General features: G+C 47.7%; 14 protein-coding genes. 7 read left to right on the top strand and 7 right to left on the bottom strand.

Annotated features, from left to right (window positions below; translation table 11 throughout):
- Positions 1-554 precede the first annotated feature (554 nt).
- The 5 genes from E1N14_RS06860 to E1N14_RS06840 all read left to right on the top strand — a co-directional run bounded on the left by E1N14_RS06860 (position 555) and on the right by E1N14_RS06840 (position 10,138).
- Positions 555-3,272 (top strand): tetratricopeptide repeat protein, encoded by a 2,718-nt coding sequence (locus E1N14_RS06860; protein WP_223828925.1) that lies wholly within the window; start codon positions 555-557, stop codon positions 3,270-3,272.
- A gap of 1,547 nt (positions 3,273-4,819) precedes the next feature.
- Positions 4,820-7,150 (top strand): leucine-rich repeat domain-containing protein, encoded by a 2,331-nt coding sequence (locus E1N14_RS06855; RefSeq protein WP_025009374.1) that lies wholly within the window; start codon positions 4,820-4,822, stop codon positions 7,148-7,150.
- A gap of 488 nt (positions 7,151-7,638) precedes the next feature.
- Positions 7,639-8,970, top strand: coding sequence for a motility associated factor glycosyltransferase family protein (locus E1N14_RS06850; RefSeq protein ID WP_025009375.1), 1,332 nt, complete (start codon positions 7,639-7,641; stop codon positions 8,968-8,970).
- Complete coding sequence (locus tag E1N14_RS06845; protein ID WP_025009376.1) at positions 8,967-9,212, top strand: hypothetical protein; 246 nt, start codon at positions 8,967-8,969, stop codon at positions 9,210-9,212. Before E1N14_RS06850 ends, E1N14_RS06845 begins: the two co-directional genes overlap by 4 nt.
- A gap of 62 nt (positions 9,213-9,274) precedes the next feature.
- Complete coding sequence (locus tag E1N14_RS06840; protein ID WP_025009377.1) at positions 9,275-10,138, top strand: N-acetylneuraminate synthase family protein; 864 nt, start codon at positions 9,275-9,277, stop codon at positions 10,136-10,138.
- A gap of 49 nt (positions 10,139-10,187) precedes the next feature.
- Here E1N14_RS06840 and E1N14_RS06835 read toward each other — a convergent pair whose 3' ends face one another.
- The 5 genes from E1N14_RS06835 to E1N14_RS06815 are packed head-to-tail and all read right to left on the bottom strand — an operon-like array spanning position 10,188 to position 16,098.
- Positions 10,188-11,408, bottom strand: coding sequence for an ATP-grasp domain-containing protein (locus E1N14_RS06835; RefSeq protein ID WP_025009378.1), 1,221 nt, complete (start codon positions 11,406-11,408; stop codon positions 10,188-10,190).
- Positions 11,398-12,153 (bottom strand): SDR family NAD(P)-dependent oxidoreductase, encoded by a 756-nt coding sequence (locus E1N14_RS06830; RefSeq protein WP_025009379.1) that lies wholly within the window; start codon positions 12,151-12,153, stop codon positions 11,398-11,400. The genes E1N14_RS06835 and E1N14_RS06830 overlap by 11 nt, the downstream gene beginning before the upstream one ends.
- Positions 12,146-13,933 carry a 1-deoxy-D-xylulose-5-phosphate synthase gene (locus E1N14_RS06825; RefSeq protein WP_062793293.1) on the bottom strand — a complete coding sequence of 596 codons (1,788 nt, stop codon included), beginning with the start codon at positions 13,931-13,933 and terminating at the stop codon, positions 12,146-12,148. The genes E1N14_RS06830 and E1N14_RS06825 overlap by 8 nt, the downstream gene beginning before the upstream one ends.
- A gap of 19 nt (positions 13,934-13,952) precedes the next feature.
- On the bottom strand, positions 13,953-15,158 hold the full coding sequence (locus E1N14_RS06820) for a class I SAM-dependent methyltransferase (RefSeq protein WP_025009380.1): 1,206 nt from the start codon (positions 15,156-15,158) through the stop codon (positions 13,953-13,955).
- A gap of 28 nt (positions 15,159-15,186) precedes the next feature.
- Entirely contained in the window at positions 15,187-16,098 is a 912-nt protein-coding gene (locus tag E1N14_RS06815; RefSeq protein WP_062793294.1) for a class I SAM-dependent methyltransferase, read from the bottom strand.
- Positions 16,099-16,363: 265 nt separating this feature from the next.
- Between E1N14_RS06815 and E1N14_RS06810 the strand changes: the two genes are divergently transcribed.
- Positions 16,364-18,328: a glycoside hydrolase gene (locus E1N14_RS06810; protein WP_062793295.1), complete on the top strand. Its 1,965-nt coding sequence runs from the start codon at positions 16,364-16,366 to the stop codon at positions 18,326-18,328.
- Entirely contained in the window at positions 18,325-20,034 is a 1,710-nt protein-coding gene (locus E1N14_RS06805) for a cytidylyltransferase domain-containing protein (protein WP_037436401.1), read from the top strand. Before E1N14_RS06810 ends, E1N14_RS06805 begins: the two co-directional genes overlap by 4 nt.
- Before the next feature lie 159 nt (positions 20,035-20,193).
- Here the strand turns inward: E1N14_RS06805 and pseC are convergent, their stop codons facing one another.
- The gene (pseC, locus tag E1N14_RS06800; protein WP_025009381.1) at positions 20,194-21,357 is read right to left on the bottom strand and encodes a UDP-4-amino-4,6-dideoxy-N-acetyl-beta-L-altrosamine transaminase; all 1,164 of its coding nucleotides are present in this window, start codon (positions 21,355-21,357) and stop codon (positions 20,194-20,196) included.
- Positions 21,354-22,349, bottom strand: coding sequence for a UDP-N-acetylglucosamine 4,6-dehydratase (inverting) (pseB, locus tag E1N14_RS06795; RefSeq protein WP_062793296.1), 996 nt, complete (start codon positions 22,347-22,349; stop codon positions 21,354-21,356). Before pseB ends, pseC begins: the two co-directional genes overlap by 4 nt.
- Positions 22,350-22,474: the final 125 nt, after the last annotated feature.

Here is a 22,474-nt window from a genome sequence, read left to right as displayed (position 1 = left end):
CATCATTATTTTCGATTGTTTTTCAACCTAGAAGCAGAGTAAGATTATCTTTGACTTCACTGCTACTGAGGATGAGTAATGCATACATCACCACTACTAAATAGCTGTTCCAAATAGTAGAGCACTGCACTGATATCGTCTCCAAGTAGTAACTTGACGAAGTTAAAACACCAAGCCTGATGAGCTGGGCTTCAGGAGCAAATGTCCGGAAACTCTTGCGCCACAAGGGTTCAGCAAGATGTAGCACAAATAGAAGCAGTTATTTAGTTTCAGCCGTTCTTAAAATAAATAGTAGGAACATCGCATTATCCAACAACGCTCCGCAAGATTTCTCAGAAATAAAAAAATATTTATAAATTGAAGAAAAAAGTCTACGCATCTTTAATAAGGAAGAAAAAAGGAGATATCACTCATCACTTTAAAGAGCAACCGAAGCCCTATTGAAAATATAACAAATACGCAAAACACATATCAAAAATAATTTAAAACCATTTGGTAAAACCGTAAACAGCTGCATTTGATAACACTAACATTTTAAAATAAAAGAGAAAAATATGTCGAAAGATCTGAGACGTAAAACAGCAATGGTTCTACATCAAATTGAAGAATCTTTAGGCTCCTTTGTAATAACGGAAGGACAAATAGAAAGCTTAAACCTAGAATCTCTTGAAAATATCCATAGAAGGGAAGCTGATAAAGGCAGAGATTTTAATAAATCTTCAATAAAAGATGTTGTAGAAGCAACATATCTTGATGAACTTTTTGGATTTGCGTTAGATATAGCTCAGGACACTTCGACTTTAGACTCTATAAACTATTTATATTCATTATTTCATCAACTCGACATCTATGAAATTCGAAACGCGATATCACACCCCAACCGCCCATTTTGGGATTGTTATTGGTATAGAATTGCAACCATTGCAAGCGATCCGGTTCATGAACGACTCGGGTTATCAGAGATCAAAGAAGCATTAGTTAGCGCTGAATCCGGTACCATAACATCTCCGCCTGACGAATGGTTAAATAGAGTAATATGGCAGATACCTAATAACCTACCAAAGCACTTTGAACATGGATTGACAGGTCTAATAGGTAGAAGCAAAGAGTTAATTGAACTGAAAAAATATATATCAAACCCAAGGGTTAATACTTTAGCTCTAGTGGCACCAGGAGGAGCTGGCAAAACAGCATTAGCACTAGATCTTTTGAATACAATAATATCCACACCATCATATACAAAATCTGTAAATGCAGTTGTATATGTGACAATGAAAACAGAAAAATTAACTTCTGAGGGGGTAGTTCCATTAGATACTATAGAAACAATTTCTGAACTACAGAATGAAATAATATATGGTTTGAATGATATATTTGATGAAAACTATGAGTCATTTTCTAAAGCAATAAGTGATAATTCCAACAAGAATATTTTACTTTGCATTGACAACCTAGAAACTTTACTCAGAGATAATCCAACTAGCTTTGATGATTTGAATTATTCTTTACCAATAACTTGGAAGATATTAGTAACAAGTAGAGTCGCCATTTCAAATGCTACTATTCTTCCTCTTTCAAATTTACAGCAAAAATCAGCAATACATTTGGCAAGAACATATCATTCAAAAAGAGGTGGAAGTTTTAAAGACCAAAAAGTTTATAAAGCTCTTACCGAACAGTGCTTTTTCAATCCCCTAGCCATTAGATTATCTATTGACCTTATATTAAAAGGTAAAGACATTCCAGAATCATTAAACGTGGCTAATAAAGAAATCGCAGAGTTTTCATATAATAACTTGATTGATGCTCTATCACAGACATCTGTAGAGATTTTAGAATGCATATTCGTAGAATCACTATCAACTCGATATAGCTTATGTGCACTTTTAGAAAAAACAATGGATGAAATATCTGAAGCGATAGGAGAGCTATCGCGTACTAGCTTAATTAGCAGGTTATCCGACGATGAAGGTGAGTCTTACCGCCTTAATGACTCTGTCAGAGAACTACTTCTTTTATCTCCTCGCAACCTTGATATTCGAGCTAAAGTTCAAAATTCAATTGAAAAAAGAAGAATACTTTCAAAAGAAATAGACAAAAGACAATCAGCAGAAGATTTTCCAGTATGGCATTTAGAACACATCCCAATGTCTACAGATGAAAATTTAAAAATTCTTATTACAGATTTTAATAAAAATTGTAAAAAAGCAAGAAAAAACAGTGAGATATCTGTTTATTTGTACAGAAAATTAAAAGATGTACATTTTATCCATTCAAACAATTCTCTTTTCCAGAGAACATTAGCCAGATCTCTAGAACTTTTAAAAGATAAAGCATCTGCCGAAATTCATTATAAGAAAGCTATTGAGTTGGATGATAAAAACCCAACAAATAAATATTTACTGGCTAGATTATACCACAATACAAATCGTTACTCATTAGCACATGAATTATATAAACCATTAATAAACTCAGAATGGACATCTACGGATGCAGAAGTTCTTCACTTTGGAAAATCCATCTATCAAGGTTATTTCTTAGCCTTATTATATGATGGACTTTGGGAAAGAGTTTTAAATGAGACAAAAGAATGGAAAGAAACGAAAGAATACCGAGGTATCATTGGCACCTTTAGAGCAAGTGCGTGGAAAAGGAAAATGGAACTAACAGTCGATAGCGATCCGAATGATACTGTAAAATCTCTTATTAGTGCATCAAGAATTTTAGCTGATATATTTAGAAATAATGGTTATCTACCTGTTACATCAGGACAGGCAGTAAAAGTCTGTGAAGAAATTGAGTATTGTTTTTCAAGATATAGTTACCAACAGAGTTTTAAGGAAGAAGCGAGTGAACTTCTTAATTTTGTTTTTTCACATATAACTGAAATATCTCGCTCTCTTGAGCATAAAGATCTAACCCCTCTTCTTAAGAAAATAGTAAAAATTGATATACCTCAAAACCCGTTTAATTCATCAAACTTCGAAGGGTATCAAGTCCAAAATTCATATTTAGATGTTGAGCAACAAGACTTAAGTAATGGCCTTATATCTGTAGTCATAAGCAATAGACCAAAAGATAGAGCTAGCTATATGTTTGCTAAAGACTGCAATCAGAAAACATACTTTCTTCACTTTGATTGTTATAATGATGGAGAATGGAGAGATTGGACGAAGCTATCAATCGGTGATAACCTTCACGTCATACCAGATCTAGAAAATTCAACTAAAGACAAAGCAATTAAAGTAAAGGATATTTACAACCCTAATTAATTCAATATAGAAACCTCTGTCAACCTTAAACATTAAAGGTTGACAGAGTCAATTTAACGAACCATTCCCATTAAGGCTTTAACTTCATCATAAAGCTTATCAAATAAATTAATTAGTGTATCTATATGATATTGTATAAATCCATGCTCAATTGTTATACTTTTCCCAAGATTCCCATTAAAAAATCGGACTTTCTAATAATTCTAATTAAATTATGATTTTCTTCAGCAGGCAGTTTACCTCCAGCATGAACAATGCAATTCCTAACATTCTGTGTTTGAGAAATTAGATCCCTTTCCACCGCAACACAATCTAAATTAAACTCAGCTACTTTAGATAAAATTTAAATGAGCAAAAAACTCCTGAATTTTTCAGGTCTGAATGTTTAAATTTACTACCCATTGTATATGCGACTATCTTACATAATTCATCAAGTATATACTCTAATGAATTATGAGCCGTTATAACGATTGAATTTCGATACAAAACTTCACATTCAAAAACTTTAGCAAAGTCAAGATTAAAACTTTCACCGATGCAATATTCCTCTGATTCATTATTTGCATTGCTTATAGCCTTCTCCATCTGGTCATTAAGTTTTTCGCTTTCTGTTAACCATAAAGACTCAATCAAACCAAAAGCGTAGCTTATAGAATTAAGCTCATTTTTAGCTGTATTGCAAAATGTACATAAGCCCGACCTAAAAAATCAAGTGTGTCTATAGTCTCTAATTTCGGAAGCATTTTAATACTCTCCTCATTCCTTGAACCACTATATAATTCTTTCTAACAATTCTTTTTTTTCATCAGTCGTCAGCAAGTCGATCTCTCTCATCAACCTATCCACTTTCGACTCCCGCTGCTCTGCACCCAACAAAGCCGCTGTGGTGATCCCAAGCTCTCTTCTTACCTGCTCTATTTCTAAGTGGGCATAGTGGTGCTAAGACGGTCATTCTCAGTCCTTGTGCGAGTGGTGGGTTTGTTTGGCGATAGATCTGATCGCTCAAACAGGACTGAGTTCCCTTCCTGTGATCTACTATTTAGAACAGCTATTTAGCGGTCGATTCATCACGTCAGTGCAAAGACACACTCCCCCATCTTTAGCGAGCAGCCCAAAGTGGATTGTGGCTGCCACGATTACAACAAGTTCAATGAGCTCGCTGCAGATATCTATCCCATTGATTGTACGGGGCCTTCAACTCTTGTAAAATACGGTAGCAAGCTTGAGTGCGGGCCACTTTTGTGGTCACTGGAAGGAAAATCGGTAAATGGAATTAGTCAGCTCTTCGCATTGCGCAGCATCTTATGCTGCTACTCCATCTGTAATTGTCGATGTCATATTCGGTGCACTTTTCGATGCACTTTACCGGGCATCTTGCAATCCATCTCGTTCCACATTTTCCGGCGCACTATCGACAGCGAATCAGGCCAAATCCAGGGCTTATGTCCCCCTAAGCTCAGCTAAATCAGAAGGATAAAACTACGGCGTCAAGCATCTGCAGCGGCCAACAGGCTAATAACCATACCCTACAATAAGTTGTTTATATTATGTCCCAGTTTATAGAATCCCTCCCCGACTACTTTAATGCTGTTAAAAACAGTGACGGCTTTCCTGAAAAGTTCATCAACGACCTTTTCTTGATTGGCAAATGCAGTGCCGATACCGACTGCGTGAAAGAGATCCGTCAACTGCTGAAACAGCATGCGAGCCAGGATATTCAGAATGCCTTCAAGTGCCGCAAGAAACTGATTAAAGGCGAGAAAGAGCCTGATATGAGAGATGTCTTCTGTGTCCTTTGCGAATATGCCAGCCTGTCGGCCGAGCTGGATGTCGATTACCTCTATGCCAGGCTGGGACATACCATTATAGATATTCGAGCCGGTCAGCCACTGGAAGCACTCTGCGAACGACCCGAGCTGTTGGCGCGTTTCCCCTCGGTGACTTTTCTGGCCATCGAAGAAGTGCCCTTTTGTGGACAACAGTTACCTGAAAGTATCGGTAACCTGCCACTGCTTGAAAAGCTCAACATTGAAGGCGATTACAAGACACTGCCCAAGAGCATTGAAAAGCTAAAGAAACTGCAAGAGTTTAAAATTAACTCAGTGCCGCTGGAAAGTCTGGATCTTGATTTTCGCCAACTGACAAGCCTTAGCAGCCTAACCTGGTACGATACCCCTATCTGCGGCGCCGAGCTGTTTGATTTACCGGCCGGATTGACCAAGATTGATTTGGGGTTAGTCCCTGATTTACAACGCCTTGGCACTAACTTGGATAAGCTGCCACAGCTGCAACACTTGAAAATCTCATGCTGTCCCCAATTTGCATCTATTGATGAGCAACTGACCTTAGCCAACCTCAATAATCTGACACTATGGAAGAACCCGTTATTGAGTTCAATCCATGCCAATACGGTTCTTGGCAATCAAAAAACATCTTTCACTAATGGCATAGATATCCGCTTTGCCCCAAAGGTACATGAACATATAACCCGGCTTCAGATCCAAGAAAAGAAACTGCTGGCATTGGTCTGTGAGCATGCTGCATGTTTTCCTCATCTCAAAGAGTTGCACCTGGGTTATACCAGAGACTTAACTGGCATTCGCTTCCCTTTTGGGGCGTTTTCGCAACTGGAGAGCATCTGGGGGGCAGATTTCGGCGACGACGGCTTCTGGGATGAACTGCCTCTATGTCAAAGCCTTAAAAATCTTAGTTTTAATTCGACCAGCTCGGAAACCATACCCGAGTCGTTTAAAGAGATAGCGGCGCTGGACAGCCTCAGCATAATAAACGGCCAAAAACTCACCATAGATGCATCATTGTTGCCACGAAACATCAAAAAGTTGGAAATCGACCGCTGTCATCGCCTTATTGCCCCAACCGAGAGACTAACCCTGGATGAACTCATTCTAAGCCATTGCCCGGTGGACAATGAACGGCAGCTGTTCAGCAATATTTCTACAGCTGTGATGAAATACTACCCTGACGATGACACGCCAAACACGGAGGAAGAGCTGTCTCAATACCTGTCTCAGCCAGAGCGACTCACCTCCTTCACCACTAGACTGGCGACAGCTAAAATCGCCGATCTATTAATGCATTGCCCCAATCTAGCGTCGCTCAATATTGACCCAGCCCAAGTTGAGACTGAGCTTGAGGATGGATACGCAGACCAAAGGGAGACTTTACCTGGTTTGAATTGCCCCGCCGTTACCCAGTTGACCTCGCTGGAGCTGCACAATACCAACGTCGTTACTCTTGGCCCATTGCTAACGAGTAGCCCCAAGCTTAAGACAGTTAAACTCAACAAATTCGACAATTTCCCTGCCAATGTTTCGCTGCCACGGCTGAAAACCCTGTTGATTTCACGCAGTGATCTTAAAACCCTGGCCTCACTCGATGCGCCGGCATTGGGAACCTTGAAACTGGCCCTGTGTTATGAGTTTGGTCTGGAGGCCACCAAGGCCCTGGTGAAATATACCCACTTGCATCACCTTAAACTGATGGGAATGCACAAAAGCCTGGATCATTTCCCCATGGAGCTGAAAGCACTACCGTTAAAACGGCTTTCTCTGAGAGGCGGCGATATCAAGGTTATCCCTGATTTTATCGGTGAGTTTAGCGAGTTGGATACTTTATCTCTGGAGGACTTTGTCACTGAGTCTCTACCCGAGTCCATGTTGGCGCTTGAGAAGCTGGAACGCTTGAGTATCGATTGCTGCAAATTCCTCAAACCTATCCCTCCCAGCTTCAGAAAGCTCAAGCTGAAAGTCCTTTGCTACACCATAAGCAAATTCAGCGGTTTCAACATGAACCCCAAGCTGTATCAAAACTTACTGACCCCGAATTACACCGAGCAGACCAAGTATCTCGACGATTAAGTTATTAGGTCGATTCAACAGAGCCACTCAGCACCCCAGTAAGACTTAAACTCGTAAAAGGTATACAAACTGGAACGCGATTTGCTGCACTGAAGCGCCATGGAGTCATCAAAGCCATTTTTTTGACAAGCGGTTGCCAGGTGGGTAAAGCGCAAGAGATTGCAGCCGGTAAACGCCTGTCGGCACTCGAAGACCTGCGCATTGAGCCGCCAAATGCTGTGTTATGTGCCCTAATAGGCTGATTGAGGGGAAATCCCATTTGGCCAGGGCCATTAAGCTTCCAGCTTCTTGGCATACAACAAGGTGCTTACCGCTCTAAAATGAGTCGGGTATTTGAAGCTATGCTCTCTGGTACAGATTAAGACTTTGGCAAACGCTAAGTACCAAGGTACTGTATTATTTAAACTTTAAAGTCAGAATCCTATCGTCTGCCAGGCGGGGATTACATCTGGGTTTTAACACAGCCCATCTTCAACGAGGAAACCTCCATGACAGAGCTGTTTGCAGCCAATTTGCAAATCATCCAGTCCAGATGGCCACTGGCGGGGGCAATACTCAAACAACAAGCGCCCGGCAGCCTGGATGCGGCCTTGGTGACAGGGCAAAATCAGACCATCAGCGTCGATGGCATTCAGCTCAGCAGCCGTCACAACCGTTTGGCAGAAGCCAAGCTGTATATTGATACCCTACCAGCCGGTGCGACCGCGGTCAGTCTCTATGGCGTAGGAATGGGCGATGTACCCAGCGTATTGTTGGATAATCCTGCCATCACCAAGCTGACGGTAAATGTTCTCAACCCGGCCATTTTCGCTCTGATACTCAGCTACACAGATCAATCCGAGTGGTTGACCCATCCGGCCGTCACTCTGGAGTTGCAGCCGGGACAACTTAAAGTGACCCAGCCCTATATCGCCCTGATAGCCGACCTGGAACTCTGCAGTGATGATAATGCCAGGCTCAGGGATCTCTTGGTGCTCGAGCAAAATCTGCCTTATATCAACCGCCGCCATCAGGCGACCGACCCTGCGATAATCAAGCGTCTGCAGGACAATCGCCCTTTTCTGCTGCACGACCCAGATGTAATTGAGCTTAAGCGGCAGGTTCATAGCCATAAGGCCCTGGTCATAGGCGCCGGGCCTTCGCTGGAAGAACATTACGATTACCTGGCCAAGTTGCAAACGCAGCGGCAAAGGCCGCTGATTATCTGCGCCGACACCGCCATGAAGGGCTTGCTGCACCACAATATCCGCCCCGACATAGTGGTTTGCATCGACGGACTTGTCGGCGAATACCACCTGCCTTTGGCACTCAGCGAAGGGATAGCACTGGCTTATTATCCCCGGGTCGCCCCCGAAATCCTCAATGGTTGGAGAGGCCCCAGGTTTAACGCCTATGGCAATAGCGCGCTTTATGATGCGCTGGGCAAAGAGATACCCAAGACTCGCCTTTATACCAATGGCAGCGTGATCCACCCGGCGATAGATCTGGCAGTACTACTGGGCGGACGGGAAATTACCCTGCTGGGCTGCGACTTTTGCTATTGCCACAACAAGAGCCACGCCTTTTGGGATGACTTTGCCAAAACCACTCAGGATAAAATGACCCAAACCTGGGTAAAATGCACCACCCAAAAAGTGCAAAATGCCAGCCACTGGGTACTGGATGGCCATGGCCAAAGGGTGGCAACCGATCTCAACCTCAGGGCTTACCTGCGAAACCTGGAAACCTACATAGCCAAGCGGCCCCATGTCAGGTTTTATCAAACCAGCCTCTCAGGCGCCCGAATTAAAGGTTGCCAATACAAGGAGTTGAAACCATGATCCAAGATTCATTGGCACAACAGCTGCTCGACACAGCCACCGCGTTCAGGCTTGGCAAAGAAGCAGAGGCCTCCGGGCGGCTGAAAGATTGCATAGAGCAGATGCAAGCACGACTGGAACAGCAACAGCTGCCAAGCGAAGCGTTGCAACTGGTGCCCGGCATGTTGGCCTCGCAACAACGCCATGACTGGCTGGGGCTGGCCGACACCCTGGAATATGAACTCGTGCCTTTACTGGCCTAAGCACTCAGGAATACTCTTTCAGTGCCGATAAAGCACTTGAATCACCCAAGCGGAAGAAACTGATGAAACATACGCTTTTTATTGCCGAAGTATCCAGCAATCATCACAGGGATCTGGAACGCTGCTTTGATTTTATCGCGTCTGCGGCGGCCATCGGCTGTGATGCCGTCAAGTTTCAGTTATTTAAAATTGATCAGCTGTTCGCCCCCGAGATCCTCGAAAAGAGCGAAATGCACAGAAAGCGCAAGGATTGGGAACTGCCAGTCAGTTTTCTGCCACAGCTGAAACGCTGCTGCGATAGCCACGGCATTGCGTTTTCCTGCACGCCTTTTTATCTCGATGCCGTCAAAGAACTTGAACCCTATGTCGATTTCTACAAAATCGCCTCTTACGAGCTACTGTGGGATGAACTGCTGATCGCCTGTGCTAAGACAGGAAAACCCGTGGTCATTTCTGCCGGCATGGCCAACTTCGACGAAGTTGATCACGCTATCTCTGTGTTGAAAGACTCAGGTTGCCGCGATATCACCCTGCTGCACTGCGTATCGGCCTACCCGACGCCTAAATCCGACTGCAACCTGGCGGTAATTGGCGCTTTTCGCGAGCGCTATGGAGTTAAAGTGGGTTGGTCTGATCACAGCGTATCAGCGGCAGTGATTCGCCGCGCCGTTGGCCGCTGGCAGGCCGATTGCGTGGAATTTCATATCGATCTGGATGAACAGGGCGCCGAATACGCCGCAGGGCACTGCTGGCTACCCCAGCAGATGCAGCCGGTGATCGCCGAATGCCGCGAAGCCGAGCTTATCGACGGTCAGAGCGACAAATTGCTGGCCCCCAGCGAAGCGCCGGATCGCGACTGGCGCGCCGACCCCAGCGATGGTTTGCGGCCGCTAAAGCATATGCGGCTAAGCTATCAAGGCAATTGATAAAAAACGGGGGGCATAAGCCCCCTGTCTATTCATGCCAAGTCGCGTTTCAGCATGCCGTTATAAAACGGATCTGCTCATAAACCCAAGTTACCCTCTGTTCCAGCTCTTGCATATTATCGGCCACGACAATAAACACCCCGGCGCGATCGGCATGACTGGTAACAGGTTTAATCTGCTCTCCTGGCTTGACAAAAAACTCCAGCTTTTTGACAAAGTCTTGTTTGCTAACTTCAGCAACACCTTCAATGGCCAACAATTTTCCAGGCTCAGGAAAGAAGTATCGATTGGCAACCATCTGGTTAACCCTAGGGGTTAACGCCTCGAAGTCAGGTTTCTGCCCCAAGGCGATTTCCAGTGCCGTTTTGACATAGTTGATCCCCAGCCCGAGTGGTACCAGACTCTCGGAAAAATCCCCCCCGCTGAGGCGGGTGGCCACTTCTATCACCTTGGGACCATTCTGGGTATAAACGATATCGCCTTTAATCACCCCGGATGTTACACCCAAGGCATCAGCAACCTGATCTATCAAAGTCTCAACTTTGTTCCTTAGGCTTTGCGACAATCGGCTGGGTTGCCAACCGCCATTTTCAATGATGTAGGGCGAGAACCTCTGCAGCATTTCGTAATTGCGGTCCACAAACCCGGGAGTAACGCTTTTTCCCTGATAAAACAAAGTTTCGGTGCTGATTTGTGGACCCGGCAAATACTCCTCAACCATGACTTGACCGCTAAAGGATTCATTGACCGAACGCTCATAGAGCATCTCGATATCCATTCCCTCTGTAAGAAGGAAAACCCCTCTCGCACCCGAGCGGTCAACCGGCTTAATGATCAGCGGAAGGCCACGTTCAGCAATCACTTCCAATAGCTGTTTCAGGCTATCTACGGCGCTGAACCAGGGTATAGGCAATCCATGAGCAGCGAAACACTGCTTCATTTTCAATTTATCTGTTGCTATCTCTGCCGCCTGCAAGGGAATACAGGGCAAAGACAGATGTTCAGCCAGGGCCGACACATATTGGGAAATATCACTGCCCATCACGGCGACACCGTGGACAGGATAGGTCAACCCATCAACAAATTGCTTTAACGCCGGCAAGTCTCTGGTACTGACAACCGCATATTCATCGGCCAACGCAAAGCCGGGGGAGCTGGGATTGCCATCCACAACAACGACCTTGAGCCCCATGCTCTTGGCGGTTTTGATTGCATACAGCTGATCTGCACTGCCGCCGAGCAACAAGATAGTTTTGTGCTCAGTTATCAAGAATGGCTCCTCCACTCACTGCAAGGATCTGACCGGTCATATACTGTTGCTCGTCCGATGCGAGCATAATGCAAGCGCTGGCAATATCTTCAATCCGCCCGGCCTTTTTCAACAGCGTCATATCCAACACCCTGGCACCTGCCGGAGAGTCAATTTCATCTGCAGTTTGATCTGTTCTAACCAAACCTGGCGCTACGGCATTCACCAGGATATTGTGCTCAGCGCCGTACCGGGCCAGGATTTTGGTCAGGCTATTCAGTCCGGCCTTGGATACCGCGTAATGCACGGTTTTAGGCCCGTGATACTGTCCGGCCACCGAGGAGATATTGATGATGCGGCCACCACCGTTTGCCTTCATCAGGGGAAAGATTTCCTGGCAACAGATAAAAGGCCCTTTGAGGTTGGTTCCCAAAATAAGATCCCAGGCCTCATCTGTGACTTCTTCAAACCAGCCCCTTTGATTAATACCGGCATTGTTGACCAGGATATCTACCCGACCGAAAACCTTTTTGCTCTCTTCAAGCATCGCCTTGATATCATCACGCTGCGAAACATCGGCCTTGACCTTCAATACCTTGCGGCCCATAGCTTGGATCTGTTCCGCAACAGAATTGGCGGCAGCATCATTGGCACGATAGTTAAGAATAATGTCGGCTCCCTCGCGGGCAAACGCCAGGGCTAACCCGGCTCCAATGCCTCTGGAGGCTCCGGTTATCAGAGCCACTTTTCCCGCCAATCTACCCATGAGTCGTCTCCAGATACTCAGGCCAGCGTTGCCCAATTTGCTCATGAATTTGTGCCACACTGATCCCGGCTTCCTGGCTGCATTCCTGTTTACTGCCAGGGCGAACAAAGGCATCATTGACCCCGGTGCGCAATATTCTAACTCGAATATCTGCATCTCTGAGCGTTTCCAGTACCGCGGTGCCCAATCCGCCCGCCAGAACACTCTCCTCCAATGTCACTATATCCATGCCCGGCAACAGCAGCTCTTTGAGCCTTGCCTCAGGGAAAGGCTTGATACTCTGAATGCAAATGATGCCGAAGTCTTTACCAGACTGTTGCAGCTTGGATTTCAACTCCCAGGCACTGGCCAGGGTGTTGCCTAAAGCGATCAAATAGCCATCCCGCCCTTCGGCGGCCACCGACAGACCACAAGGCTCCATCTGCCCGATAGCGGGTTCGGTTGCCAAGATGGGTTCATAAGGATGCAGGATCACCATAGGCCCCTTGGGCGCCGCAAGCCTCTGCGCCAGTATCTGCTCCGCTTCAGCAGAGTTGGCCGGATAGATAATCTGCATATTGGGGAAAGAGCGCAGATAGGGAATATCATATAGACCATGGTGGGTTGAACCATCGTAACCGGCAAACCCGGCTCTGACCCCCAACACTGTGACCGGCAGGTCCATGTAACAGGCATCGTGCAACAATTGGTCAAATGCTCTTTGCATAAATGTGGTTTGCATGCACACAACCGGCTTTTTCCCTTCCAGGGCCAGGCCACAGGCCATACCCACGGCATGCTGCTCTGCCATCCCCACATCTATGACTCGGCCCGGATAGGTTAAAAATAACTTGTCCAAAGACGATGCATAGGGCGTTGCCGGTGTGATGACCTCAATATCACCATCTTTTTGCATCAAGCTCTCAAGCTTTTCAGCAAGCACTACGGCATAAGTTTTGCCCGCAACGGTAGGCGCAGCCCCCTGCCCAGTGGCAGGATCAAACGGCATGGAAAAGTGCAACTTGTATGGATGCCCGGCAGCACATGCCAGACCGCGGCCTTTTTCGGTTTTCAAATGAACGACACAAGGTCGAGCTAATTGCTTGGCGGCCTCAAGAGCTTTCACTACGGCTTCAACATCATGGCCGTCAGCCACAGCGATATACTGATAACCCAAGCCTTCAAAGAAATGCCGCGACTTTTGCTGCCAATCTTTTCCCGTGGTGACGTTTCTCACGCCACCAACCGATGGCGCTATCGCCATTTCATTATCATTCAGCACCAAAACCAGTTTGAGGTCTTGTGCGCTTCCCACGAAGTTCAATGCTTCAAATGCCATCCCTTCCACAAGAGAGCCATCGCCAATAACCGCAACCGTGGAAGCCGTTTCATCCCGAGAGCGCAGCGCCGAGGCGATACCGCTTGATAATGAGATGGATGTACCGGCATGAGACGCATCTATGGTGTCGTGTTCACTCTCTTCTCTGGCTATAAATCGGCTCATGCCACGATAGGTATTCAAGGAGTCAAAAGCCGGCATTCGGCCGGTCACCAGCTTATGGGTATATCCTTGGTGGCCGGTATCGAATATGATTTTGTCTCTTGGTGAATCAAACACATAGTGAATAGCCAGCGTCATTTCCACCACAGAGAGGTTGGCGCCAATATGCCCACCAGTGGCAGATATTTTCTCGATAAGAAAATGGCGAATAGCGTCAGCCTGAGAGGCCAAGGCAGCTACAGGTAACGCCTTGAGTTCGGTTGGAGAGGTTGCAAACGGTTTGCAGGCATTATTTGCCATAGAAGTTAATCCTCAGCAATTATCGAATAGGATTGATACAGACCAACACGGTGTTTGTGCCGTAAGGATCGGCATTATCGTAGATAATCCCGGCCTTGATCCCTATAACCTTGACGATATGAAAATATTCGCCGACCAGCTTCAGGAGATAGTCCAAGTCATATTCCACCAAGTGACAGGCATTAACGGGAATATGTCCCAGACTATTTTGAGGCGTACTCAACACCAGCATGCCCCCGGGGCGAATAATACGCTTGAGCTCACTGAGACACTCACGTTCAGGTACATGTTCCAGTGTTTCAAAGCTGGTGACCGCATCATAGCTGTTATCCGCAAAAGACATGGCGGTGATATCTTCAACAAAGAAATCCACGTTCTTTTGTGGTGAGTGTGCTTTGGCAAAGGCAACACTTTCCGGATCCAAATCGGCTCCGTGAACTTGCGCCAGACTCTCGGACATCATCCTCACGCCATACCCATCGGCACAGGCGATATCCAATACTTTCATATTGGGCTTCAAATAACGGAGCGCCAGTTCGTAATGAAAGCCCAACCTGTCTCCCGAGGCTATCCGCTTACCATTGACCTCCTGACGGGGGATCTCGTAAATAGCATTGGCCAGACGTCGACACTCAGACAGGTATTCATCCGAATAACTCGGGGTTGAAAGCAGGTACTCAAAACTGAATTCATGCCTGTTGAGGGCAAAATAACATTTGGGATGGACGTGAAACTTGGCATCTTCCGGAGCCTGCAATTGAGTGACAAGTTTTCTCAGCGCGCCGACTCTAAACACTTCGGAACTGAAATGGACCGGAAAATCATCGGGTAACTTAACGCAATCCAACTGACGGCTTTGAGCCAGCGCCAACATTTCCTTGCTGAGATCCGCATCAAAACAGAAGTGGATGCCATCGGCCCTTAGAATGTAATCCTCATCATTGAGATCTTCCGCGGCCGCCAGCATTCGCTTTAGCGGGCTTTCATCATAGCCATAAAATGCGGTTAATCTGGGATCATTCAAGTCACTGACAATCTGATCCAAGGCGCCACTTCGATCAAATTCCGGCGCGGCAAGACGTACCTCATACTCAGGGAAAGCACTCAGGGCACGCTTAACGGTTCTGACAACGGCGATTTCGCCATCAACCAGTCCCATACATATATCGGTTCCCCCGGCCCAAGAGCGGGAGCTGGCCTGAATCAGTACTCTGACCTTATTCATTGTTTTCTCCTTATTTTGTCGCGTCTGACTAGACCTTTCTGGCAAATAAAACTACTTCTCTTCCCAAGCCGGCATTGGCCAAGGCTTGATAGAAGGCCCGTTTACTCGAGTTACGACCTGCTTTATTCAATTGTGTATCGAATCTGATCCGTTTTTGATGACACGCCCGCCCCAACTGGCCGTCATCAACATAGTTGTCACCCATGAGTAAAAACATATCCATCGGAAATGTGGTTTCTTTGAGGAAGACGTCGAACCCCATCTTTTCAAGTAAGTTACCGAGTGAGTCAAAATCAAAGAAATTCAGATGATGAGGCGGAGCAACCCACCAGGGACGATATCCCTCAATCTCTCTCAGTGTCTCTTGAAAGGGGTTATAGTCGTTGGGAACAACAACGCATAGCACTCCCCCGGAAACCAAAGAATCCCTCATTAAGGCTAACATTTCGATGGGATTGGGAATGTGTTCCAGCACGGCGTTCGCGTGGATAGCGTTAAACTTACCCAGTTTGGCAGCGCTACTTTCGGTGAAGAAGTCTTCAATAACCTCAGTACCCAAACTGCGGGCATGTTCACAAGCCCTAACTGAGGGTTCTATGCCGATGGCTGACCAACCGCGTTGCTGGCCGTGTTGGATGAAAAACCCCGGACCGGAACCCACATCCAGTATTCTGCGCTCATTCTCCGGCAAGCAATCTTCCAAAGTATCAAATCTATCAGAATACACCTGCTGCCACCATTGGCTATCTGCGGTACCTTCCTTGATAAACAATGGCTTATCATTGACATAGTATTCGTGCCGGTATACGGTTTCCAGCTCGGCTGCTGTGGGTAGCGGGTGCACATGTTTAAAACCACACACTTGGCAGTCTATGACCTGAAACCCGCCAACCTCATCGAGTAATGGGCCAGAGTGCTTATCACAACCAATTGATACCATGTGCTTTCCTCAATGCAATATGTGTCACTAATCCAACGCTGTCCGTATTGAATGCAAGTTATAAGCCAGGACTTATATATTCCTGGTTATCGGCCTCATTCACCCGGAATTGAATAATCTGTATCTAGTTTAGCGAGTTAAAGCGGGTAAAAGCGACTACTAACCTCGGATGGGCTTATCAAGTTGTTACTGGTCATCTCCATCGCATTTGTTATTATTCAAACATATACAGCTTTGACATCGACAAATGACCAGCCAAGCATCCATGCCAGCTTCAAACATACGGGTAGCCCTATACACGGTTTTTCACCTCAACCTGGCGTTTTCCTCCGTTGAAACAGAGCAGCACTCTGAGGTGGTAAAACGCTGCTACTGGCCATTGCTGCAGTTGGCTGAGGGGGGCATACCTGTTGGTCTTGAGCTAACCGCTTATACACTCGAGTGTATCAACGCGGTAGACCCAGCCTGGGTCATTCGCTTCAAAGAACTGTTGGAGCAACAAAAATGCGAGCTGGTTGCCAGCGGCGACAGCCAAATCATAGGGCCGCTGATCCCGGCCGAGGTCAACTGTGCCAACTTGAGGCTGGGTCAAGAGGCTTATCAGCGCCTGTTGGGCATAAGCCCCAGACTCGCCTATCTCAATGAACAAGCGGTTTCAGCCGGCTTGCTTGATATCTACATAGATGAAGGCTTCGAAGCCGTGGTGGTGGAGTGGGACAATCCCTTTTCCCATAACCCAGAGTGGCAACGAGAGCGGCTAATGCGGCCGCAATCGTTAAAGAGCGCCAGCGGCCGACAGATCAAGGTCATCTGGAACCATGCCATCGCCTTTCAAAAGTTCCAGCGCTATGTTCACGGCGAGCTAACTCTGGAAGATTATCTGCAATATCTGCGCAAGGTGTTGAAACCCGGCACTCTGGCATTTCCGGTTTATGGCAGCGACGCCGAAGTGTTTGACTTCCGTCCCGGGCGCTACCATACCGAAGCCGAGCCAATAAGCGGCGAATGGCAGCGCATAGCGCAGTTGTTCATGGCCCTCAATGACATGGATGGCTACCAGTGGAGCCTCCCCTCCAAGCTGCTTCAACATTGGCAAGGCTTAGAACCCCTGGCACTCACCAATGCCCAGCACCCGGTTTCGGTCAAAAAACAGGCCAAATACAACATTACCCGTTGGGGACTGAGCGGCCGCAATGATCTCCACCTCAATAGCCTTTGTTACCAAAGGCTGGCTGAGCTCAAGGCGCAGCCCAATACAGACGATGAGAGTTGGCGAGACTTGTGCCGCCTCTGGGCCAGCGATCTCAGAACCCACCTGACCCAAGCGCGCTACGATGCGCTGGCATTACCCCAGATGGCTTCGGCCGCGTCAACATTTACGCCCTGGCAAACCCGTAAAGACATCCACATTCATTATGATGAGGCCAGGCGTAGGCTGGAGGTGCAAACCCCGGACATCAGGCTGACACTCAACGGCAACCGCGGTCTGGCAATTGATACGCTGGCCTTTGCCAGCCATGACTTTGAAGCCGTTGTCGGTACCCTGTCACACGGCTACTTCGACCATATCAGCTATGGCGTCGATTTTTACAGCAATCACCTCCTGCTGGAGCGTTTTCGCGACCGCGACAGAGTGGCCGATCTCAACCGTGTGGAATACCAGCTAGGGGAGCAAGACGGCTGCCTGGTCATCTATTGCCGCCAAGCGCTCAAGAGCGGCGCGATATTAAAGTGGTATCGGCTCGAAGGTGAGCGCCTCTTTAGCGGCTTTCATTTCGAAGAGAGCAGCCGCCCGGAAGCCTCGGTACGCTTGGGCTTTATGACCCTACTCGATTGTGAGCAGCGGGCCTGGTATCAGACTCGCCTCGGTGGCCACAGGGATGAATATTTCCAGATAACCAGTGACATGGATCAGGGCGCGCCAATCTCCTCGATAGTCTCCTCATCCAGCGCCTTGGGGGCAACCTCGGGCTCCATCTGTTTTGGCACCCGGGCAAGAGGCATTCGCATTGACTGGAACCCCGCGCTTTGTGCCGCCTTGCCGATGATTTCCAGCAAAAAAATCGATGAACAATATCTGAATCGGCTGTGGTTTTCGCTGGCTGAGGCCGATGAAACCCTCAAACCCGGCGGGCAACTGTTGAGCCTTGAGCTGTGCATCAGTCCAGTTAGCCAAACCTCTCGCCCTTCGGCAACAGAAACACCCAAAACAGAGGAACAGTCGCTATGACCAAGACACTTGCCATTGTCGGGGCCAGGCTCAACTCCAGTCGCCTGGCGGGAAAACACTTATTGCCACTGGCCGGCGACCCCATGATTAGCCATATTTGGCGAAGGCTGATGCAATGCCAAGAAGTAAATGACTGTGAACTGGCCACAACCGCAGATGACTTTAACCGCCCGCTGCTGGATTGGGCTACTGAGCATAGCGTCGAATGTCATCCCTATGAAGGCGATGTCAACGACCTGATGGCAAGGCTTGATTGCATAATCCAAAGGCAAGATCCGGATTATATTCTCTACGTCTGCGGTGATTGTCCACTGATAGATCCCGGCTTTATCGACCATGGGCTGAAAGCGCTCAAGGCATCGGGGAAAGACAGCATTGAACTGAACCCAGGCGTTGTTTCTATGCATGAAGGGATGGCCTTCTATAGCCGCCGAGGCTGGGACAAATTGATGTCGGTCAGTCAATGTGCCATGTCCAGAGAACACGTAGGCTATGGGGATAAGTTAACCCCGATACTCGAACGTTTGAGCATTCCCGACAGCGGCGACTATTCAAAAGTCCACCAGCGAATCTCTGTCGATACCCAGGCCGATTACCGCTTCATGACTGAGGTCTACCGCCGCTGGTACGCCGAGCATCCTGCAGACTCTATCGTTAGCCTCGTCTGGGTTCAGGAGCAACTGCTCAGTGACCCGGCCTTGAGTGCCATCAACGCCCATGTGCAGCAAAAGGCCGCTGATCGTCAATACGCCAAGGCCGGCATCTATTGTCACTTGGGAGCGGAGATCGGCCTGGGACACTTCAAGCGCGCCGAGTTAATCGCCGATGCCTTGCAGGAGTATCTGGCCATAGGTGCCCAAGTTCATGCGCTCTACGAAGGCTCGACACCTAACTCACTCGCCCAGACATCATCAGCAAAAGTCACTTGGTATCAAACAGAAGCGGAATGGCTTACTGCGTTGAAGGCCGATGCCAGCCCGCTGATCATACTGGATCTCCACCCGGATTTTATCGCTCTACCTGCCATCAAGCAGGCGCTGCAAAACCTAAGACACAAGGGATGCAAACTTGTCGGCATAGACAAACTGGCGCCGCTGTTACCTGAGTTGGATTGGCTGTTCATTCCCAGCTTCAATACCTCACTGCAACATCCCAAGGTATCTTCCGGCTGGCAAAACTACCTGTTCAGTCCCCTTCCCCAAAGGCCGAAGAAGCCTCAAATTTTGGTATTGACCGGCGGCAGCGATGCCCTGGGGTATGGCCAAGCGTTGCCAGGGTTACTGAGTCAACTGCATACCGATTGGCCGATAGTCTGGATCCAGGGGCCATTGGCACCGAGGCCACGATTGCCCGCCGGGTGTAATATCCAAGTGCTTAAAAATCCGGAAAATCTCAAGCAATTGATTGCCGAATCCGAAGTGGTGCTGAGCTGTTATGGCTTGTCGCTGTTTGAATCCATCTATGCAAGGGCGGCGACTTTGCTGCTGCCGCCCTTGCATCTGTGCGATGACGCCGAGCTGGCACTGTTGGAGAAAACGCAATCTTGCCTTATCAGCGACTCGCTCTCTGATGCCATTCACAAACTGGAACTGTTGCTCAGTGATGCCAAAGTGCGCGAAAATTTGCAAACAGAGGCCGCCAGGGTCTTTGCCAACCATGGCGGCATCAAGCAGCTGATGGCTGAAATCAGCTCGCTACTAAAATAGCGACAAAGCTAGTGGCAAAGCTAGTTGTAAAGAGAGCGGCAAAGAGAGCGACAAAGCTAGTCGCAAAAAAATAGTCGCAAAGGGTAAAGCAAACGGCAGCACGACAGTCTGACAGTCTGACAGTCCCAAGCTGACATTTTCGAGTTTACATTCTCGAGCTTAAGATGCCGCCCTGGTATTTAGGCTGGCGGTCAACTCATCAAGCACCTTTTGCTGAGCGGTTTCATCCAGAGCCGGATACAAAGGCAGAGTCAATATCTCATGATAAAACTGCTCTGCTGCCGGGAAAGCGCCTTCTTTGAAGCCAAGAGAGAGGTAATAGGGTTGCAAGTGCACCGGGAAGTAATGCACGTGCACCTGAACGCCTCGCTCTCGCATGGTATCGAACACCGCCCGGCGCCGCCCGGCCTCCTTGAGACGTATCATATAAAGATGACGAGCACTCATACTACCGGGTAAAGGCTCCACGCCCACAACCGGCAACTTGACCAATGCTTGGCTGTAATAAGTGGCCAGTTGGTTGCGCTTGCAGACAAATTCATCCAAGCGCTTAAGTTGCGAAAGCCCCAGCGCCGCCTGCAGATCTGTCATACGGTAATTGAAGCCCAGGGTATGTTGCTCGTAGTACCAGCCGCCTTCATCGGGGCGCAATAGGGTATTGGGTTCTCGACTGATCCCATGACTGCGAAAAAGCGTCATCTTATCGGCCAATACCTGACTCTTGGTCAGTGCCATTCCGCCTTCGGCGCTGGTAATTATCTTGACTGGATGAAAGCTGAAAACCGTGATGTCCGAAAACTCACAGCTGCCAAGCTTATGCCCCTGATAACTGCCACCGATACCATGGGAGGCATCTTCGATGATCTTGAATCCATACGCTTTACCCAGTTCGGCGATAGCAGCCATATCACAGCTGTGACCACAAAGATGAACCGGAATAACCACCTTGGGTAGAGTACCTTCTCGTTTAGCCTGATCCAGCTTGGCCTTTAACGCTTCAGGGCACATGTTCCCGGATTCGGGATTGACATCAACAAAGTCCACTTTCGCGCCGCAGTACAAGGCACAATTGGCGGAAGCCACAAAGGTAATGGGGGATGTCCACACCCTGTCGCCTGGCCCGACATCGAGTGCCAGGCAAGCAATATGCAAAGCCGATGTGGCGCTGTTTACCGCAACGGCGAATTTGCCGCCAGTATAGTTACATATCGCCTGTTCAAACGCCGGCACCTTGGGGCCTTGAGTCAGCCAGTCGGATTGCAAAACTTCAACGACAGCATCAATATCGTCTTGGCTGATATTCTGTTTGCCATATGGGATCATACATCTGCATCCAGCTTGACTATTTCATCCCCGACCAGAAAATGAGGGTTGGTTCCCGAGTTATATTCAAATCCCATTGCTACCGGCTGCCCTGTCTCTCCAAGCGCATTGGTACAGAAATCGGTTTCCCGGCCAAAGAACCGGATGCTTGGCGTGATAACAAAGTGATCGTCAAACTCCAGAGTATGGTGTGAGTCATCTGCAGGGCACATGATTTCGTGCATTTTCTCGCCGGGACGGATACCGATAATCTCATGCTCCAGGTGCGGAGCATAAGCCTTGGCCAACTCGGTAATACGCACAGAAGGAATTTTGGGCACAAAGATCTCCCCGCCCTGCATCCGCGCAAAGTTCTTCAGCACAAAATCCACCCCTTGCTGCAGGGTGATCCAAAAGCGGGTCATCTCCGGATGGGTTATCGGCAAGGACTCAGCGCCATCGGCAACAAGCTTCTTGAAAAACGGCACCACAGAGCCCCGGGACCCCACCACATTGCCATAACGCACCGCTGCAAAACGTGTTTTGCTGGTGCCGACGATGTTATTGGCTGCAATAAACAGCTTATCGGAGGCCAATTTGGTGGCACCATAGAGGTTGATAGGACTGGCCGCCTTATCGGTCGATAGCGCGATCACTTTCTTCACTTTATTGCTGATCGCCGCCTTAATTACATTCTCGGCGCCATGGATATTGGTCTTGATACATTCCATAGGATTGTATTCAGCAGCCGGAACCTGTTTCATCGCTGCGGCATGAATCACATAGTCCACATCCTGCATCGCCTGCATCAAACGGTCACTATCGCGCACATCGCCGATAAAGTATCGCATGCAGGGATCATTAAACTGCTGCTGCATCTCGAACTGCTTGAGCTCATCACGGGAAAAGATAATTAAACGCTTGGGTTTGTAGCGAGCCAGCAGAGTTCTGGTGTATTTCTGTCCGAAGGAACCTGTCCCACCAGTAATGAGTATTGTTTGGTTGTTGAACATATATTATCCAGCCCTCTGCTTTTACGCTGACGATAAACCTGAATGGCTTTACGTCATCCTCTTATCCCGGTCAATATACAAAATCTGAGCCAAACCAGGCTATTAACCAACAACTTAAAGTATGC

Source organism: Shewanella algae, from assembly GCF_009183365.2.
GTDB classification, from domain to species: Bacteria; Pseudomonadota; Gammaproteobacteria; order Enterobacterales; family Shewanellaceae; genus Shewanella; species Shewanella algae.
Note: the sequence above shows the minus strand (reverse complement) of the source record. Positions and strands in the feature narration are given on the sequence as shown.

What these genes read in the sequence shown, in the direction of transcription:
- E1N14_RS06860 (WP_223828925.1), top strand. Translation starts at nt 555, where the DNA reads ATGTCGAAAGATCTGAGACGTAAAACAGCAATGGTTCTACATCAAATT.
- E1N14_RS06855 (WP_025009374.1), top strand. Translation starts at nt 4,820, where the DNA reads ATGTCCCAGTTTATAGAATCCCTCCCCGACTACTTTAATGCTGTTAAA.
- E1N14_RS06850 (WP_025009375.1), top strand. Translation starts at nt 7,639, where the DNA reads ATGACAGAGCTGTTTGCAGCCAATTTGCAAATCATCCAGTCCAGATGG.
- E1N14_RS06845 (WP_025009376.1), top strand. Translation starts at nt 8,967, where the DNA reads ATGATCCAAGATTCATTGGCACAACAGCTGCTCGACACAGCCACCGCG.
- E1N14_RS06840 (WP_025009377.1), top strand. Translation starts at nt 9,275, where the DNA reads ATGAAACATACGCTTTTTATTGCCGAAGTATCCAGCAATCATCACAGG.
- E1N14_RS06830 (WP_025009379.1), bottom strand. Translation starts at nt 12,153, where the DNA reads ATGGGTAGATTGGCGGGAAAAGTGGCTCTGATAACCGGAGCCTCCAGA.
- E1N14_RS06825 (WP_062793293.1), bottom strand. Translation starts at nt 13,933, where the DNA reads ATGGCAAATAATGCCTGCAAACCGTTTGCAACCTCTCCAACCGAACTC.
- E1N14_RS06820 (WP_025009380.1), bottom strand. Translation starts at nt 15,158, where the DNA reads ATGAATAAGGTCAGAGTACTGATTCAGGCCAGCTCCCGCTCTTGGGCC.
- E1N14_RS06815 (WP_062793294.1), bottom strand. Translation starts at nt 16,098, where the DNA reads ATGGTATCAATTGGTTGTGATAAGCACTCTGGCCCATTACTCGATGAG.
- E1N14_RS06810 (WP_062793295.1), top strand. Translation starts at nt 16,364, where the DNA reads ATGCCAGCTTCAAACATACGGGTAGCCCTATACACGGTTTTTCACCTC.
- E1N14_RS06805 (WP_037436401.1), top strand. Translation starts at nt 18,325, where the DNA reads ATGACCAAGACACTTGCCATTGTCGGGGCCAGGCTCAACTCCAGTCGC.
- pseC (WP_025009381.1), bottom strand. Translation starts at nt 21,357, where the DNA reads ATGATCCCATATGGCAAACAGAATATCAGCCAAGACGATATTGATGCT.
- pseB (WP_062793296.1), bottom strand. Translation starts at nt 22,349, where the DNA reads ATGTTCAACAACCAAACAATACTCATTACTGGTGGGACAGGTTCCTTC.